This window comes from Variovorax sp. BGA-UO-ETr-C22 (assembly GCF_059567965.1).
In genome coordinates this window covers 32,920-46,220 of record NZ_JCAQPA010000007.1, presented here as the reverse complement: position 1 = coordinate 46,220, position 13,301 = coordinate 32,920, and the positions used below count along the sequence as shown (strand labels likewise).

The window sequence follows — 13,301 nt, the reverse complement described above, 5'->3', positions numbered from 1 at the left end:
CGGGAACGGAACCGGTTGAAGAAGCCGGTTTAGATGGCGGCGGGGGCGGGCGTGTGCGCCTCGCCCCGCACCTCTTGCGGCGACAGCGCAGCGGAAGGCAATGAGGGCTGTGCAGGCCGCGGCGACACCAGCCGCGGCTGCGGCCGGCTGTCGGCCACGGTGCTGCTGTCCTCGGGCTTCATGCGAAACAGCTGCGACAGCGCCGCGCGGTACTGCGTCGCGCCCACCGAGTTGGTGTTGTGGTGCGAGCCGCCCTCGACCAGCACGAACATCTTGGGCACCGTGGCCGCGTCGTACAGCTTGCGCCCGAGCGTCGGGTTGATCAGGCTGTCGGCGGTGCCGTGCACCACGAGCAGCGGCGCGCCGATGTCCTTGACAGTGCGAATCGCCTCGAAGCGCTGCGTGATGAACGGGCCGAAGGGCAGCCAGCCCCACTTGAAGCTGCTGGCCACGTCGGCGATGGAGGTGAAGGTGCTCTCGACGATGGTGCCGCTCTCGTCGTTCACCGTGGCCGCCAGGTCGATGCCGATGGCTCCGCCCAGCGAGTGGCCGAAGATGTAACGGTGCTGGCGCGGATGGCGTGCGGCCAACCAGGTCCAGGCGGCGCGGGCGTCTTCGCGGGCCGAGGCTTCCGAGGGCAGGCCCTTTGAGCTCTTGCCGAAACCGCGGTAGTCGATGGCCAGCACCGAGAAGCCCAGCTCGTGCATGCGCTGGATGCGCGGCGCCGAACCGGCCACGTTGTAGCGCGCACCATGCAGGTACAGCAGCACGGGGGTCTCGGTGGTTTCGGGGGCGCCGCCGAGCCACAGGCCGTGCAGGCGCGCCGGTTCACCGGTGATGGACGACTGGAAGTCGATCCAGACATCCTGCATGCCTTCGGTCATCTGGGCCGAATTGCCCCAGCTGCGGTCGCTGGGCTGGAAGATCCATTCGCGCTGGCGTTCGTCGAGGGTCGAACAGCCGGCTGCCAGGAGGGCACAGAGCGAAAAGATGGACGCGAGGAGGGGCCAGCGTTTGATCATGGGGTGGAGGGACAGCGAAAGTCGGCCGAAAGTTCATCTGCTTGCTTTCTGAAACGCGTCGGCATCGCGTGTCAGCTCCCCCTGTGCAGCGCTCGCCGGCGCCTGGCACGAGACCATGCAACGTGCGTGCCCGCATCGTGGATGACGCCACAAAACCCTCGAAAACCCTCGAAATGGGCGCTGATGGCGCTTATCTGCCGCACAGGCCCCGGTGTTCAGCCCGGTGCCGGCTGCACGAAATACACCACCATCCGCAGGTGACGGTGCATGTCGACCACCAAGGTTTCGTGGTGAAACTCCAACGGTCCGCTGTCGGCCGTCTGTACGCATCCGAGGCCGCGCCGGGCGGGCGCGCTGTCGGGGGTGTCCCACCAGCGGCGGAAGTCGGGCGAGAACGCTTTCAGGTCCGCGACCAGGCCCCGCATGGCCGGATCGTCGGGCGCAATGGCGAAGTCGTATCGGAATTGCGCCAGCAGCCCGGGCGCATCGTCGCGCCAGGCGGGCAGGCGCCGGCGCAGCTCGGGGTCGGTGAACACCATGCGAAGGAGGTTGCGCGCCTCGCGCTCCCGCGCGCTGAAGCCGAACAGCGCGTCGGCCGCGGCGTTCCAGGCCACGACGTCCCAGCGCAGGTTGAACACATAGGCAGGGCGGGTGGGCAGCTCGTCCATCAGCTGCTGGATGTGGGGCGTGACCGACGCCTGCTGATGGGCCTCCGGCGGCGGCGGGCGCTTGTGGGCCAGCAGGAACAGGTGGCTGCACTCGGCGTCGTCCAGCTTCAGGGCATGCGCCACGCCGAGCAGGAATTTCTGCGACACCTGGATCTCGCGCCCCTGTTCGAACCAGGTGTACCAGGTGAGCCCCACGCCGGCCATCACCGCGACTTCTTCGCGCCGCAGGCCGGGCGTGCGGCGCCGCCCCTGCGAGGGCAGGCCGACATCGGCGGGCGTGAGTTTGCGGCGGTGCCGGGTCAGGAACTCCGACAGCTCGTTCTTGGTGCGGCTGAGGCTGCGTTCGATCAAGCCTGTTATCTCCAGTAATAGGATAAACGCTTAAATTGTAATGTGATGATATTGTCCTGAAGATGGGGCTTCCGCAACCCGAACGCGCACCCGGAGGCCCCTTTTGACCGCACCTTGCGATTCACTTTCCCTTTCCGACAGCCCACCCGCCGCGAGGCGCGACGGCCGCGCCGGCGCCCGCGAATGGACCGGGCTCGCCCTGCTGGCGCTGCCGACCCTGCTGCTCGGGCTCGACCTCACGCTGCTGCACCTGGCCCTGCCTGCGCTGGCCCTGGACCTGCGCCCCACGAGCGCGCAGGCGCTGTGGATCGTCGATGCCTACGGTTTCATGATTGCCGGCTTCCTCGTCACGATGGGCACGCTGGGCGACCGCATCGGGCGGCGCAAGCTGCTCATGGTGGGCGCGGCGGCGTTCGGGGCCGCGTCGGTCATGGCGGCCTGCTCGACCAGCGCTGCCCAGCTGATCGCCGCGCGTGCCGTGCTCGGCGTGGCGGGTGCGACGCTGATGCCGTCGACGCTGGCACTGATCAGCAACATGTTCCTGCACCCGCACCAGCGCGCGCTGGCGATCGGGCTGTGGGCGACCATGTTCGCGCTGGGCATGGCGGCCGGGCCGGTGGTGGGCGGCGTGCTGCTCGCGCACCACGGCTGGGACGCGGCCTTTCTCGTCGCGCTGCCGGTGATCGGGCTGCTGCTGGTGGCCGCGCCGCTCCTGCTGCCGGAGTACCGCGCGCCGCAGCAGGGGCGGCTCGATCTGCCCAGCGTCGCGCTGTCGCTGCTTGCCTTGCTGCCGGTGGTCTACGGCATCAAGCAGGTCGCGAAGGACGGGATCGGCGTCGGTGCCGTGCTGGCGCTCGTCGGCGGGCTGGCGTTCGCGCTGGGGTTCGTCCGGCGGCAACGGCGGCTGCGCCATCCGCTGATCGACCTCGGCCTGTTCGCCAGCCGGGCCTTCAGCGTCGCGCTCGTCGTGCTGCTGGTGGGGCTGGTCGGTGTCGGCGGCACGATGCTGCTGGTGACCCAGTACCTGCAGCTGGTGGCGGGCCTGTCACCGCTTGCGGCCGGGTTGTGGATGGGGCCGCCGGCGCTCGCGATGCTGGTCGCAGGCATCACGGCGCCGCTGCTCGCGCGGCGCATCCGGCCGGGCCATGTGATGGCGGGGGCGCTGGGGTTGTCGGTCGTGGGCTACCTGGTGCTGAGCCAGGTCGATCGCACGCCGCATGGCATCGCGTGGGTCACGGCCGCGTTCTCGCTCGTGTACCTCGGCCTGGGCACCATCGCCGCGCTGGGGACCGACCTGGTCGTGGGCGCCGCGCCGCCCGAGAAGGCGGGATCGGCCTCGGCCTTGTCCGAAACGGTGCAGGAGCTGGGCCTGGCCGTGGGCATCGCCACGCTGGGCAGCCTGACGACGGCGGTGTATCGCACGCGAATGGGCGACCCGATCGATGGCATGGCGGTGAACCTTCAACGCGCGGTATCGGACAGCCTGGCCGGCGCTACAGCGGTCACACACGAGTTGCCCGCTGGCGTGCTCGAACAGGCGCAAGCCGCCTTCCTCGCAGGACTGAATGCCGCCGCAGCCACCAGCGCCGTCAGCATCGCAATCCTGGCGGTGCTGGCTGCCGTCACGCTGCGGCATGTCGGCGTGGCCGCCGATGACGCGAAACCTTGAGGCTCAGCGCCCGCGCATGAACAGCGAATCGAGCTCGCGGATCGACAGCTGGCGCCAGGTCGGCCGGCCGTGGTTGCACTGGTCGGAGCGCTCGGTGGCTTCCATCTGGCGCAGCAGGGCGTTCATCTCGTCGATGGTGAGCTTGCGGTTGGCGCGCACCGCGCCGTGGCAGGCCATGGTCGACAGCAGCTCGTTCTGCGCACGCTGCACCACGGTGCTCGCGTCGTGCTGGCCCAGTTCGGCGAGCACGCTGCGCGCCAGCTCCACCGGGTCGCCGTCGGCCAGCGTGCCGGGCACGGCGCGCACCGCCAGCGTGCGGGCCGAGAAGGGCGTGATCTCCAGCCCCAGCGTGGGCAGCACCTCGGCGCAGGCCTCGGCCGTGGCCACTTCCTGCGGTGTGGCCGCGAAGGTGGCCGGGATCAGCAGCGGCTGGCTCGTGATGGCCGCGCCGTCGAGCTGGGTCTTGAGCCGCTCGTAGACGATGCGCTCGTGCGCCGCGTGCATGTCGACGATCACGAGGCCCTGGCTGTTCTCGGCCAGGATGTAGATGCCCTGCAGCTGGGCCAGCGCGCGGCCCAGCGGCCAGGCGTCCTGGTTCATGACAGGGGCAGGGGCGGGCGCTTCGCCGTCCGGCAGCCCGACCGGCGCGCGGAACGACATCGCCGGCGCTTCGGTCTGCCACTGCGACGGGGCCGTGACCGGCGCATGCCCCTGTTCCTCGGTGCGCCGCGGCCACATCGCCTCGAAGTCGCCGGCACCGCGCTCGCGCGCCTGGAACGGGATCGCAGGCTGCGACCAGCTCGCGCTCGGCGGCAGCGGGGTCTGCTTGAAGAAGGGCTGCGGCGGCGCGTCGGCCGGTGCCAGCGCATCGCCGGCGCGCGGCGCGGCCAGCGCGTCCTCGATGGCGTGGCGCACCGCCTGGTGCACCTCGCGCCCGTCACGGAAGCGCACCTCGATCTTGGTCGGGTGCACGTTGACGTCGACGCGCGCCGGGTCGATCTCCAGGTACAGCACGTACACCGGCTGGCGCTGGCCGTGCAGCACGTCTTCGTAGGCGCTGCGCACCGCGTGCGACAGCACCTTGTCGCGCACGAAGCGGCCGTTGACGTAGAAGAACTGCTGGTCGTTGCGCGAGCGCGCCGCATCGGGAATGCCGGCACGGCCGACCACGCGCACCGGGCCGCCTTCGCGCAGCACGGAGACGCTTTGCGACACGAAGTCGTCGCTCAGCGCATCGGCCAGCCGCTGCTCGGGCGTGGCGGCGGCACGCCACTGTTCGATCAACTTGCCGTCGTGCCAGACCGAGAAGCCCACCTCGGGCCGCGCCAGCGCATGGCGGCGCACGGCCTCGATGCAGTGGGCCAGCTCGGTGGCGTCGGTCTTCAAAAACTTGCGTCGCGCGGGCGTGGCAAAGAACAGCTCGCGCACCTCGACCGTGGTGCCCACCGAGCGCGCCACCGGCCGCAGCTCGCCCGTGCCGCCGTCGAGCACGAAGGCGCTGTCGGCGCCGGTGAAGCGCGAGAGGATGCTGAGTTCGGCAATCGCGTTGATGGCCGCGAGCGCCTCGCCGCGAAAGCCCATGGTGCCGACCGTTTCGAGGTCGCTCAGGCTCGCGATCTTGCTGGTGGCGTGGCGACGCAGCGCCACCGTGAGTTCCTCGCGCGGAATGCCCAGGCCGTCGTCTTCGACCGAGATCAGCCGCACGCCGCCCGAGGCCAGCCGCACGGTGATCTGGCGCGCGCCGGCGTCCAGCGCGTTGTCGAGCAGTTCGCGCACCACCGAGGCGGGGCGCTCGACCATTTCACCGGCGGCGATCTGGCTGATCAGCTCGTCGGGGAGTTCACGGATCGGGCGGCGTTCGGCGGGGGGGAGGGAGGAGGGTAGGGCACTCACCGGAAACATTCTAAAAGCGGGGCGCAGACCGGGCGGTTGGCGGGGTATCGCGGTGTCTGGGCGGTGTATTTGGCGCGCTTATACCGATCCTCAACCGATCTCATTGGCTTTGGCGAAGGCGAAAACCTAAGCTCCCTCTCGCCAACGTATTCGCACAACAAGAACGCACCGGAGACACCCAATACACCGCCATGGCCCACCGCCATGCCGCGCAGGGGGCCGCCGCGCGCGTTCGCCGACCACCCTGAAAGCCGACGCCATGACGACACCCCGCCCCCTGCGCTCCGCCGCCTGGTTCAACAACCCCGAACACAGCGAACTCTCGGTCCTGCACCTGGCCTGGTTCCTGAACTACGGCCTCACCCGCGAAGAGCTGCAATCGGGCAAGCCGATCATCGGCATCGCGCAAAGCGGCTCCGACCTCACGCCCTGCAACCGCCACCACCGCGAGCTGTCGCTGCGGGTGCGCGAAGGCATCCGCGAAATGGGCGGCATCGCGATGGAATTCCCGATGCACCCGATCCAGGAGAACGGCCGCCGCCCCACGGCCGCGCTCGACCGCAACCTGGCCTACCTGGGGCTCGTCGAGATCCTCACCGGCTACCCGATCGACGGCGTGGTGCTGACCACCGGCTGCGACAAGACCACGCCCGCCGCGCTGATGGCCGCAGCCACCGCCAACATCCCCGCCATCGTGCTGTCGGGCGGCCCCATGCTCAACGGCTGGCACGAAGGCCAGCGCACCGGCACCGGCACCACGCTGTTCAAGGCGCGCGAGCTGTTCGCCAAGGGCAGCATCGACTTCCCCGGCTACATCGACCTCGTGGGCTCCACCGTGCCCTCGGCCGGCCACTGCAACGTGATGGGCACGGCCTCGACCATGAACGCGCTGGCCGAAGCCCTCGGCATGAGCCTGCCCGGCTGCGCGGCCATTCCCGCGCCGTACCGCGAGCGCGGCCAGATGGCCTACGAAACCGGCCGGCGCATCGTCGACATGGTGCGCGAAGACCTCAAGCCCTCCGACATCCTCACGCGCTCGGCCTTCGAGAACGCGATCGTCGTCAACTCGGCCATCGGCGGCTCGACCAACGCGCCCATCCACCTCATCGCCATCGCCAAGCACGCGGGCGTCGAACTCAACATCCAGGACTGGGAAACGGTCGGCCTCGATGTGCCGCTGCTGCTCGACATGCAACCCGCCGGCAAGTACCTCGGCGAAGAGTTCTACCGCGCGGGCGGCGTGCCCGCCGTGGTCGCGGAGCTGCACCGCCACGGCCTGATCCGCACCGACGCGCGCACCGTCAACGGCCACACCCTGGCCATCAACTGCGCCGACGCGCCCGTGAAAGACGCCGACGTCATCCGCCCCTTCGACCAGCCGCTGCGCGAGAACGCCGGCTTCCTCGTGATGTCGGGCAACCTGTTCGACAGCGCGATCATGAAGACCAGCGTGATCTCCGACGAGTTCCGCGCGCGCTACCTGAGCCAGGCCGGCGACCTCGACGCCTTCGTGGGCCGCGCCATCGTGTTCGACGGCCCCGAAGATTTCGAAGCCCGCATCGAAGACCCGTCGCTGGACATCGACGCGAGCTGCATCCTGTTCATGCGCGGCGTCGGCCCCATCGGGCACCCGGGTTCGTCGGAAGTGGTCAACATGCGCGCGCCGTCGCACCTGCTCAAGAGCGGCGTGTCGGCCTTGCCCTGCATCGGCGACGGCCGGCAGTCGGGCACCTCGGGCTCGCCGTCGATCCTCAACGCCTCGCCCGAAGCCGCCGCAGGCGCGGGCCTGGCGCTGCTGCAGACCGGCGACAAGGTGCGCGTGGATCTGAAGGAACGCACCGTCAACATGCTCGTCGACGACGCGGTGCTGCAAGCGCGCGCCCGCGACCTCGAGGCGAAGGGCGGCTACCCGATTCCCGCGAGCCAGACGCCATGGCAGGAGATCCAGCGCGCGATGGTGGACACGCTGTCCGAAGGCATGGTGCTGAAGCCGGCGACCAAGTACCAGCGGGTGGCGCAGACGGCGGGGATTCCGCGTCGGAATCACTGAGGACTTTTGTTCAGGGCGACGCTCCCGCCGACGGGGTGCCTTGCTCCGCGAATGTCCCCCGGCCTGCGGCCTCCTCCTTGGTTTCGCTGCGCAAGGCACCCCATCGACGTGAGCGTGTTCAGAGCACATGTTGATCGGCCCGCACAACGACCGCGCCCATCGTGCTCAGGACACTGGGTGCTTCCCGCAGCGAAATCAAGGAGGAGGGGCGAAGCCCCGGGGGACATTCGCGGAGGGAAGTACCCGGTGGCCTGTGCACACGCCCTGAATGAACCCGCCCCCGCACCCAGAATTTTTTAAATCAGAAGAAGGAGTCAGACATGAAGTGGATGAGCGTTCAAACGCCGCAGGGCCCCCGCGTGGGCTACATCAAGGACGGCGCACTGCAGCCCGTCGATGCGGCCCGCATGCAGGACATCGTCGAAGGCCAGCCCTGGCGCGACGCAGGCCAGCCGATCCCCCTCGCCGACGTCAAGCCCACGCTGCCGTTCGCACCGAGAAACATCATTTGCATCGGCGCCAACTACCGCGACCATTGCATCGAGACCGGCCTGGCCATCCCCGAGAAGCCCGTCGTCTTCGCCAAGTTCAGCAACACGCTGGCGGCCGATGGCGACGCGATCACCTGGCCCGAAGGCTTCACCGAGAAGGTCGATTGGGAAGCCGAACTCGGCGTCGTCATCGGCACACGCGCACAGGGCGTGAGCGAAGCGGATGCGCTCTCGCATGTGTTCGGCTACGTGGCTGCCAACGACGTGAGCGCGCGTGACGTGCAACTGGGTGAGGCGCAATGGGTGCGCGGCAAGTCGCTCGACGGCTTCTGCCCGCTCGCGCCCACCGTCGTCACGCGCGACGAAGTGACCGACGTGCAATCGCTGGGCATCCGCTGCCTCGTCAACGGCGAGGCCGTGCAGTCGTCCAACACCAGCGAAATGATCTTCTCGGTCGCCTTCCTCATCGCCTACCTCTCGCGCGCCATCACGCTGGAACCCGGCGACCTGATCCTCACCGGCACGCCCGCCGGCGTCGGCCTGGGCCTGAAGCCGCCGCGCTTCCTGAAGCGCGGCGACGTGGTCTCGGTCGAGATCGACGGATTGGGCTCGGTGACGAACCCCGTCCACGGCGCGGTCGCAAGGGGCTAGCCTCAGCGCCTTCCAGACAGACATACCTATTCAGGAGACAACAACAATGACAACCACGAGTCCCTACGGCGAGCTGGTCACAGGCGCCATCCACAAGGCGCGCTGGCGCCTGCTGCCCATGCTGATCGTCATGTACATCATGTCGATCCTCGACCGCGTGAACGTCGGCTTCGCCAAGCAGGCGCTGCAGATCGACACCGGCCTGAGCAACAGCGCCTTCGCGCTCGGCGCCGGTATCTTCTTCGTGAGCTACGCGATCTTCGAAGTGCCGAGCAACGTGATCCTGTCGCGCGTCGGCCCGCGCATCTGGCTGTGCCGGATCATGGTCACCTGGGGGCTCGTGGCCTCGGCCATGATGTTCGCGACCACCGAGACCTCCTTCTACGTGCTGCGCTTCCTGCTCGGCATCGCGGAGGCGGGCTTCTACCCCGGCGTGCTGCTCACGCTGACCTACTGGTTCCCGGCCAAGGTGCGTGCGCAGGCCAACGGCATCCTGCTGTTCGGCTTTGCGGGCGCGCTCGTCATCGGCGGGCCGATCTCCGGTGCGCTGCTCGACATGAACGGCATCGGCGGCCTCAAGGGCTGGGAGTGGATGTTCCTCATCGAGGGCCTGATGGCCGTGGTGGTGGGCATCGTGGCCTTCTTCGTCATCGTCGACCGGCCGCACAACGCGCCCTGGCTCACGAGCGCGCAGCAGAACGCGCTGCAGGCCGTGCTCGACCAGGAAGCGGCAGAAAAGTCGGCCGACAGCCCGCAGACCGTGTGGCAGACGCTGTGCAATCCGCGGGTCATGTTCTTCGCGCTGAACTTCTTCATCGTGCAGATCGCGGCCTACGGCCTCATCTTCTATCTCCCGACCCAGGTGGGGCAGATCCTGGGCCAGAAGATTGGCCTCCTGGTCGGCTTCGTCACCAGCATCCCGTGGCTGCTGGCGCTGTTCGTCGTGTACTTCGTCACGCGCTGGTCCGACCGCCACCACGACCGCCGCCGCGTCACTGTGGCCACGCTGTACACGATCTTCGGCGTGTGCGTGTGCCTGTCGGCGCACGGCTCGCCGATCTTCGCGATCGCGGCGCTGTCCATCGGCGCGTCGACCTACCTGTCGGGCACGCCGATCTTCTATGCCTTCCTGTCGGAGCGGCTGTCGGGCCTGGGCATTGCCACGGGCATTGCGCTGGTCAACTCCATCGGCAACCTGGGCGGCTTCGTGGCGCCCAACCTGCGGACCTACGTGGAGCAGAACCACGGCGGCTCGGCCGCGGGGCTGTACACGCTGGGCAGCGCGGCGCTGCTGGCCGCGCTGATGCTGGCGCTGATGCCGAAGGGCTGGCGCGTGGCGAAGAAGAGTGGGGCGGCGGCGGCGCCGGCGGCCGTGCTCGACGGCCGGGCGCGCGCCTAGCCGTTCAGAAGGCCTGTCGCCAGACGCGCGACAGCGCCTGCCATGCGCAGTCCACTTCCGGCCGCTTGCGCGCGCCGGCCAGGCAGACAAAGCGCAGGTCGCAGCCGATGCTCACGCGGTCGGCAATGACCAGGCCGTCGCGCTGGCTGGCCTGCAGCGCCAGCGCGTCGCGCGCCAGCGAAATGCCCACGCCGGCGCGCACCAGCGCCAGCATCGACATCTCCTGGTCGGCCTGCGCGGCTTTCTTCAACACCAGCTTGTGGGCCTGCAGCACCGGCGCCAGCAGCCGCGAATGCGAGGAGGTCGCCGGTGCCAGCACCCACGGCAGATACGCCAGCTCGGGCCAGTCGCGGCCCAGCACCTGGGGCGCCCAGCCGCTCGGGCCGATCACCTGGTAGTTGAAGCGCGCCAGCACCTGCGAATGGAACAGTTCGCCGTCGTGGCGCCGTGAGGCGGCGCTGGCCTGCGGCAGGTCGGTGGCCTCGGGGTCGCCGAGGTAGAAGCCGATGTCCAGCTCCTTGTTCAGCAGTTGGGCCAGCACGTCGCCGCTCGTGCCCTGGTGCAGCTCGGTCTCGAGCTCGGGCGCCAGCGCCACCAGTTCGGTGAGGAAGGGGCTGAGCCGCGTGAAGTCGGGGTCGAGGATGGTGCCGATGCGCAGCGAGCCGCGCACGCCGCCCTTGAGCCGCTCGGCGGCCACCGCGAAATCGTTCAGGCTCTCGAGCGCATGTTCGGCATGGTTGAGCAGCGCCGCGCCGTCGCGCGTGAGCAGCAGGCCGGTGGGCGTGCGCTGGAACAGCTCCAGCTCGACCAGCGCGCCCAGTTCCTTGAGCTGCAGGCTCACGGCCGGCTGCGTGAGGAACAGCCGCTGCGCGCCGCGCGACACCGAGCCCTCGCGGGCCACGGCCACGAAGGCCTGCAGGAGCCGGGGCTCGATCTTCTTCATGCCGCGCCGGGGAAAGGCTGCAGCTGCTTGTACATGACGAAGGCGTCCACGAAGCCCAGCTGCGGATGCCTGAATGCGCCCGGCAAGGTGCCGACGATGGCGAAGCCCATGTGCTGCCACAGCCGCACCGCGCGCTCGTTGGTGGAGACGACGAAGTTGAACTGCATCGCGAGGAAGCCCATGCGCAGGGCCTGCTGCTGCGAGTGTTCGCACAGCGCCGAGGCCACGCCCAGGCCGCGCGCCGCTTCGGACACCACGTACCCGCAGTTGCTCACGTGCGCGCCCTGGCCGGGCTGGTTGGGGCGGATCACATAGGTGCCGAGCACGGCGCCTTCGTCGTTGCAGGCCACGAAGACCTGGGTGGGCACCTTCATCCACGAGTGGCGGGCCTGTTCTTCCGTCACATCGGGCGGGTAGGTGTAGGTGTCGCCGCGGCGGAACGTCGGTTCGAGAACGGCCCAGAGGCTGGGCCAGTCGGTATCGAGGGCTTCGCGGATCTGGATCATGGGGTGATTCGGAAAAGGTGCGGCATGCCAACAAGGATAATCCGCGCCCATGGAAATCATCAGCTTTCTCGTCGACTTCATCCTTCACGTCGACAAACACCTCGAGGCCTTCGTGGTCGCCTACGGCCCCTGGGTCTATGCGCTGCTGTTCCTGATCGTGTTCGTCGAGACCGGCGCGGTGGTCATGCCGTTCCTGCCGGGCGACTCGCTGCTGTTCATCGTCGGCGCGCTGTGCGGCGTGGGGCTCATGAGTTTTCCGCTGGCCTGCGGCATCCTGATCGCGGCGGCCATCCTGGGCGACCAGTGCAACTACTCGATCGGGCGCTACTTCGGGCCCAAGGTGTTCCAGTGGGAGAACTCGCGCTTCTTCAACCGCAAGGCCTTCGACCAGGCCCACAGCTTCTACGAACGCTACGGCGGCATCACCATCGTGCTGGCGCGCTTCATGCCCTTCATTCGCACCTTCGCACCCTTCGTGGCCGGCGTGGCCGAGATGAACCGCGCGAAGTTCACGGCCTACAACGTGGGCGGTGCGCTCATCTGGGTGCTGGGCATTGCCACCGCGGGCTACTTCTTCGGCAACCTGCCGTTCGTGCGCCAGCACCTGGACAAGATCATCTGGGCGCTGATCTTCGTGCCCGGCCTGCTGGCCATCTTCGGCGCGTGGCGCGCCTCGAAGGCCGAGAAGGCGCGGGCGGCGGCATCGCAGGCCTGAGCCGCTCCCGGTTCGCCCCAAGAAAAAACGCGCCGGAGGGCGCGTTTTTTCGTTGAGGGTTGAAAGGATCAATCAGTAGCGCGGCCCGTTGTCCGGGTAGTAGCCACTGCCGCGCGGGTAGCGTTGCTGGTTGTAGTAGTTGCGCTCGTCGACGTTGCGGCCCACCTGGTTGCCGATGATGCCGCCGATGGCCGCGCCGCCGAGCGTGCTGCCCGTGTTGCCGCCGATCGCATGGCCCACCGCCGCGCCGCCGAGTGCGCCAATGCCGGTGCCGAGGTTCTGGTTCGGACCGCTCGCACAACCTGCCAGCGTCATGACCGAAGTGGCAGCTGCAGCGGCGATCCAGAGACGTGTCTTCAACATGAGGTCCACCTTTCGAGAGTGATGGCTCATCATGGTCAAAAGTATGCATTTCGCGGTGTAGGAGCCTGCCGCGCTTGCCTGTGCGCAGGGGCGCGTGTTGCGGAACGCAACGCCTGAAAGCACGTGTGGCTAGGGGGTTCGCGGCTTCGGCGCCTTCTTCTTCGGGGCTTCCAGCGCACCCGACGACGCGGCCCGCAGGATGCGGCGGAAGGTGGGGCATTCCATGTGGCTGGGCGCAGGGCAGACCGCCGCATGCCGCAGGCCGTCGCGCATCGCCGTGAGCTGGCGGATCGTGCGATCGAGGTCCTGCGCCTTGTCCGCGAGCACCTGCCGGTCGATGCGCGGCTTGCCTTCGGGCGAGAACATGTGGCCGATTTCCTCCAGCGAGAAACCGGCGGCGCGCCCCAGCGCGATGAGCGCCAGCCGCTCCAGCACCTCGGGCGCGAACACTCGGCGCAGGCCGTGCCGGCCGGTCGAGGCGATCAGCCCTTTTTCTTCATAGAAGCGCAGCGTCGAGGCGGGAACACCGGCGCGTTGCGCGACTTCCGAAATGTCCATGTGCCGGCCCCCTCTTGACTTC

The 13,301-nt window shown here is 68.7% G+C and carries 12 protein-coding genes; 5 read left to right on the top strand and 7 right to left on the bottom strand.

Annotated features, from left to right (window positions below):
- Positions 1–29: 29 nt before the first annotated feature.
- Both AC57B8_RS04240 and AC57B8_RS04235 read right to left on the bottom strand, forming a co-directional pair.
- On the bottom strand, positions 30–1,022 hold the full coding sequence (locus AC57B8_RS04240) for an alpha/beta hydrolase (RefSeq protein WP_175497121.1): 993 nt from the start codon (positions 1,020–1,022) through the stop codon (positions 30–32).
- 215 nt (positions 1,023–1,237) lie between these two features.
- Positions 1,238–2,041 carry a helix-turn-helix transcriptional regulator gene (locus tag AC57B8_RS04235; RefSeq protein ID WP_496478766.1) on the bottom strand — a complete coding sequence of 268 codons (804 nt, stop codon included), beginning with the start codon at positions 2,039–2,041 and terminating at the stop codon, positions 1,238–1,240.
- Positions 2,042–2,240: 199 nt separating this feature from the next.
- Here AC57B8_RS04235 and AC57B8_RS04230 point away from each other — a divergent pair, with 199 nt between their 5' ends.
- Positions 2,241–3,710, top strand: a complete 1,470-nt coding sequence (locus AC57B8_RS04230) for an MFS transporter (RefSeq protein ID WP_496479112.1) — start codon at positions 2,241–2,243, stop codon at positions 3,708–3,710.
- 3 nt (positions 3,711–3,713) lie between these two features.
- Here AC57B8_RS04230 and mutL read toward each other — a convergent pair whose 3' ends face one another.
- Positions 3,714–5,612 carry a DNA mismatch repair endonuclease MutL gene (mutL, locus tag AC57B8_RS04225; protein ID WP_496478765.1) on the bottom strand — a complete coding sequence of 633 codons (1,899 nt, stop codon included), beginning with the start codon at positions 5,610–5,612 and terminating at the stop codon, positions 3,714–3,716.
- Between the two features lie 250 nt (positions 5,613–5,862).
- Here mutL and AC57B8_RS04220 point away from each other — a divergent pair, with 250 nt between their 5' ends.
- The 3 genes from AC57B8_RS04220 to AC57B8_RS04210 all read left to right on the top strand — a co-directional run bounded on the left by AC57B8_RS04220 (position 5,863) and on the right by AC57B8_RS04210 (position 10,194).
- Positions 5,863–7,653: an IlvD/Edd family dehydratase gene (locus AC57B8_RS04220; RefSeq protein WP_496478764.1), complete on the top strand. Its 1,791-nt coding sequence runs from the start codon at positions 5,863–5,865 to the stop codon at positions 7,651–7,653.
- Between the two features lie 320 nt (positions 7,654–7,973).
- Positions 7,974–8,795 carry a fumarylacetoacetate hydrolase family protein gene (locus AC57B8_RS04215; protein ID WP_496478763.1) on the top strand — a complete coding sequence of 274 codons (822 nt, stop codon included), beginning with the start codon at positions 7,974–7,976 and terminating at the stop codon, positions 8,793–8,795.
- Between the two features lie 46 nt (positions 8,796–8,841).
- Entirely contained in the window at positions 8,842–10,194 is a 1,353-nt protein-coding gene (locus AC57B8_RS04210; RefSeq protein ID WP_082818212.1) for an MFS transporter, read from the top strand.
- Between the two features lie 4 nt (positions 10,195–10,198).
- On the opposite strand, the gene AC57B8_RS04205 is transcribed toward AC57B8_RS04210, so the two are convergent.
- The gene (locus tag AC57B8_RS04205) at positions 10,199–11,137 is read right to left on the bottom strand and encodes a LysR family transcriptional regulator (RefSeq protein WP_496478762.1); all 939 of its coding nucleotides are present in this window, start codon (positions 11,135–11,137) and stop codon (positions 10,199–10,201) included.
- Positions 11,134–11,643: a GNAT family N-acetyltransferase gene (locus AC57B8_RS04200; RefSeq protein WP_496478761.1), complete on the bottom strand. Its 510-nt coding sequence runs from the start codon at positions 11,641–11,643 to the stop codon at positions 11,134–11,136. The genes AC57B8_RS04205 and AC57B8_RS04200 overlap by 4 nt, the downstream gene beginning before the upstream one ends.
- A 49-nt stretch (positions 11,644–11,692) precedes the next feature.
- On the opposite strand from AC57B8_RS04200, the gene AC57B8_RS04195 reads away from it, so the two are divergent.
- Positions 11,693–12,358 carry a DedA family protein gene (locus AC57B8_RS04195; protein ID WP_062478522.1) on the top strand — a complete coding sequence of 222 codons (666 nt, stop codon included), beginning with the start codon at positions 11,693–11,695 and terminating at the stop codon, positions 12,356–12,358.
- 72 nt (positions 12,359–12,430) lie between these two features.
- Here AC57B8_RS04195 and AC57B8_RS04190 read toward each other — a convergent pair whose 3' ends face one another.
- Both AC57B8_RS04190 and AC57B8_RS04185 read right to left on the bottom strand, forming a co-directional pair.
- Positions 12,431–12,721: a YMGG-like glycine zipper-containing protein gene (locus AC57B8_RS04190; protein ID WP_223301444.1), complete on the bottom strand. Its 291-nt coding sequence runs from the start codon at positions 12,719–12,721 to the stop codon at positions 12,431–12,433.
- A gap of 129 nt (positions 12,722–12,850) precedes the next feature.
- Positions 12,851–13,279 (bottom strand): helix-turn-helix domain-containing protein, encoded by a 429-nt coding sequence (locus tag AC57B8_RS04185; protein WP_159276157.1) that lies wholly within the window; start codon positions 13,277–13,279, stop codon positions 12,851–12,853.
- Positions 13,280–13,301 lie beyond the last annotated feature (22 nt).

Coding starts and splice junctions, on each gene's coding strand:
- AC57B8_RS04240 (WP_175497121.1), bottom strand. CDS start 1,022: ATGATCAAACGCTGGCCCCTCCTCGCGTCCATCTTTTCGCTCTGTGCC.
- mutL (WP_496478765.1), bottom strand. CDS start 5,612: ATGTTTCCGGTGAGTGCCCTACCCTCCTCCCTCCCCCCCGCCGAACGC.
- AC57B8_RS04220 (WP_496478764.1), top strand. CDS start 5,863: ATGACGACACCCCGCCCCCTGCGCTCCGCCGCCTGGTTCAACAACCCC.
- AC57B8_RS04215 (WP_496478763.1), top strand. CDS start 7,974: ATGAAGTGGATGAGCGTTCAAACGCCGCAGGGCCCCCGCGTGGGCTAC.
- AC57B8_RS04210 (WP_082818212.1), top strand. CDS start 8,842: ATGACAACCACGAGTCCCTACGGCGAGCTGGTCACAGGCGCCATCCAC.
- AC57B8_RS04205 (WP_496478762.1), bottom strand. CDS start 11,137: ATGAAGAAGATCGAGCCCCGGCTCCTGCAGGCCTTCGTGGCCGTGGCC.
- AC57B8_RS04200 (WP_496478761.1), bottom strand. CDS start 11,643: ATGATCCAGATCCGCGAAGCCCTCGATACCGACTGGCCCAGCCTCTGG.
- AC57B8_RS04195 (WP_062478522.1), top strand. CDS start 11,693: ATGGAAATCATCAGCTTTCTCGTCGACTTCATCCTTCACGTCGACAAA.
- AC57B8_RS04190 (WP_223301444.1), bottom strand. CDS start 12,721: ATGTTGAAGACACGTCTCTGGATCGCCGCTGCAGCTGCCACTTCGGTC.
- AC57B8_RS04185 (WP_159276157.1), bottom strand. CDS start 13,279: ATGGACATTTCGGAAGTCGCGCAACGCGCCGGTGTTCCCGCCTCGACG.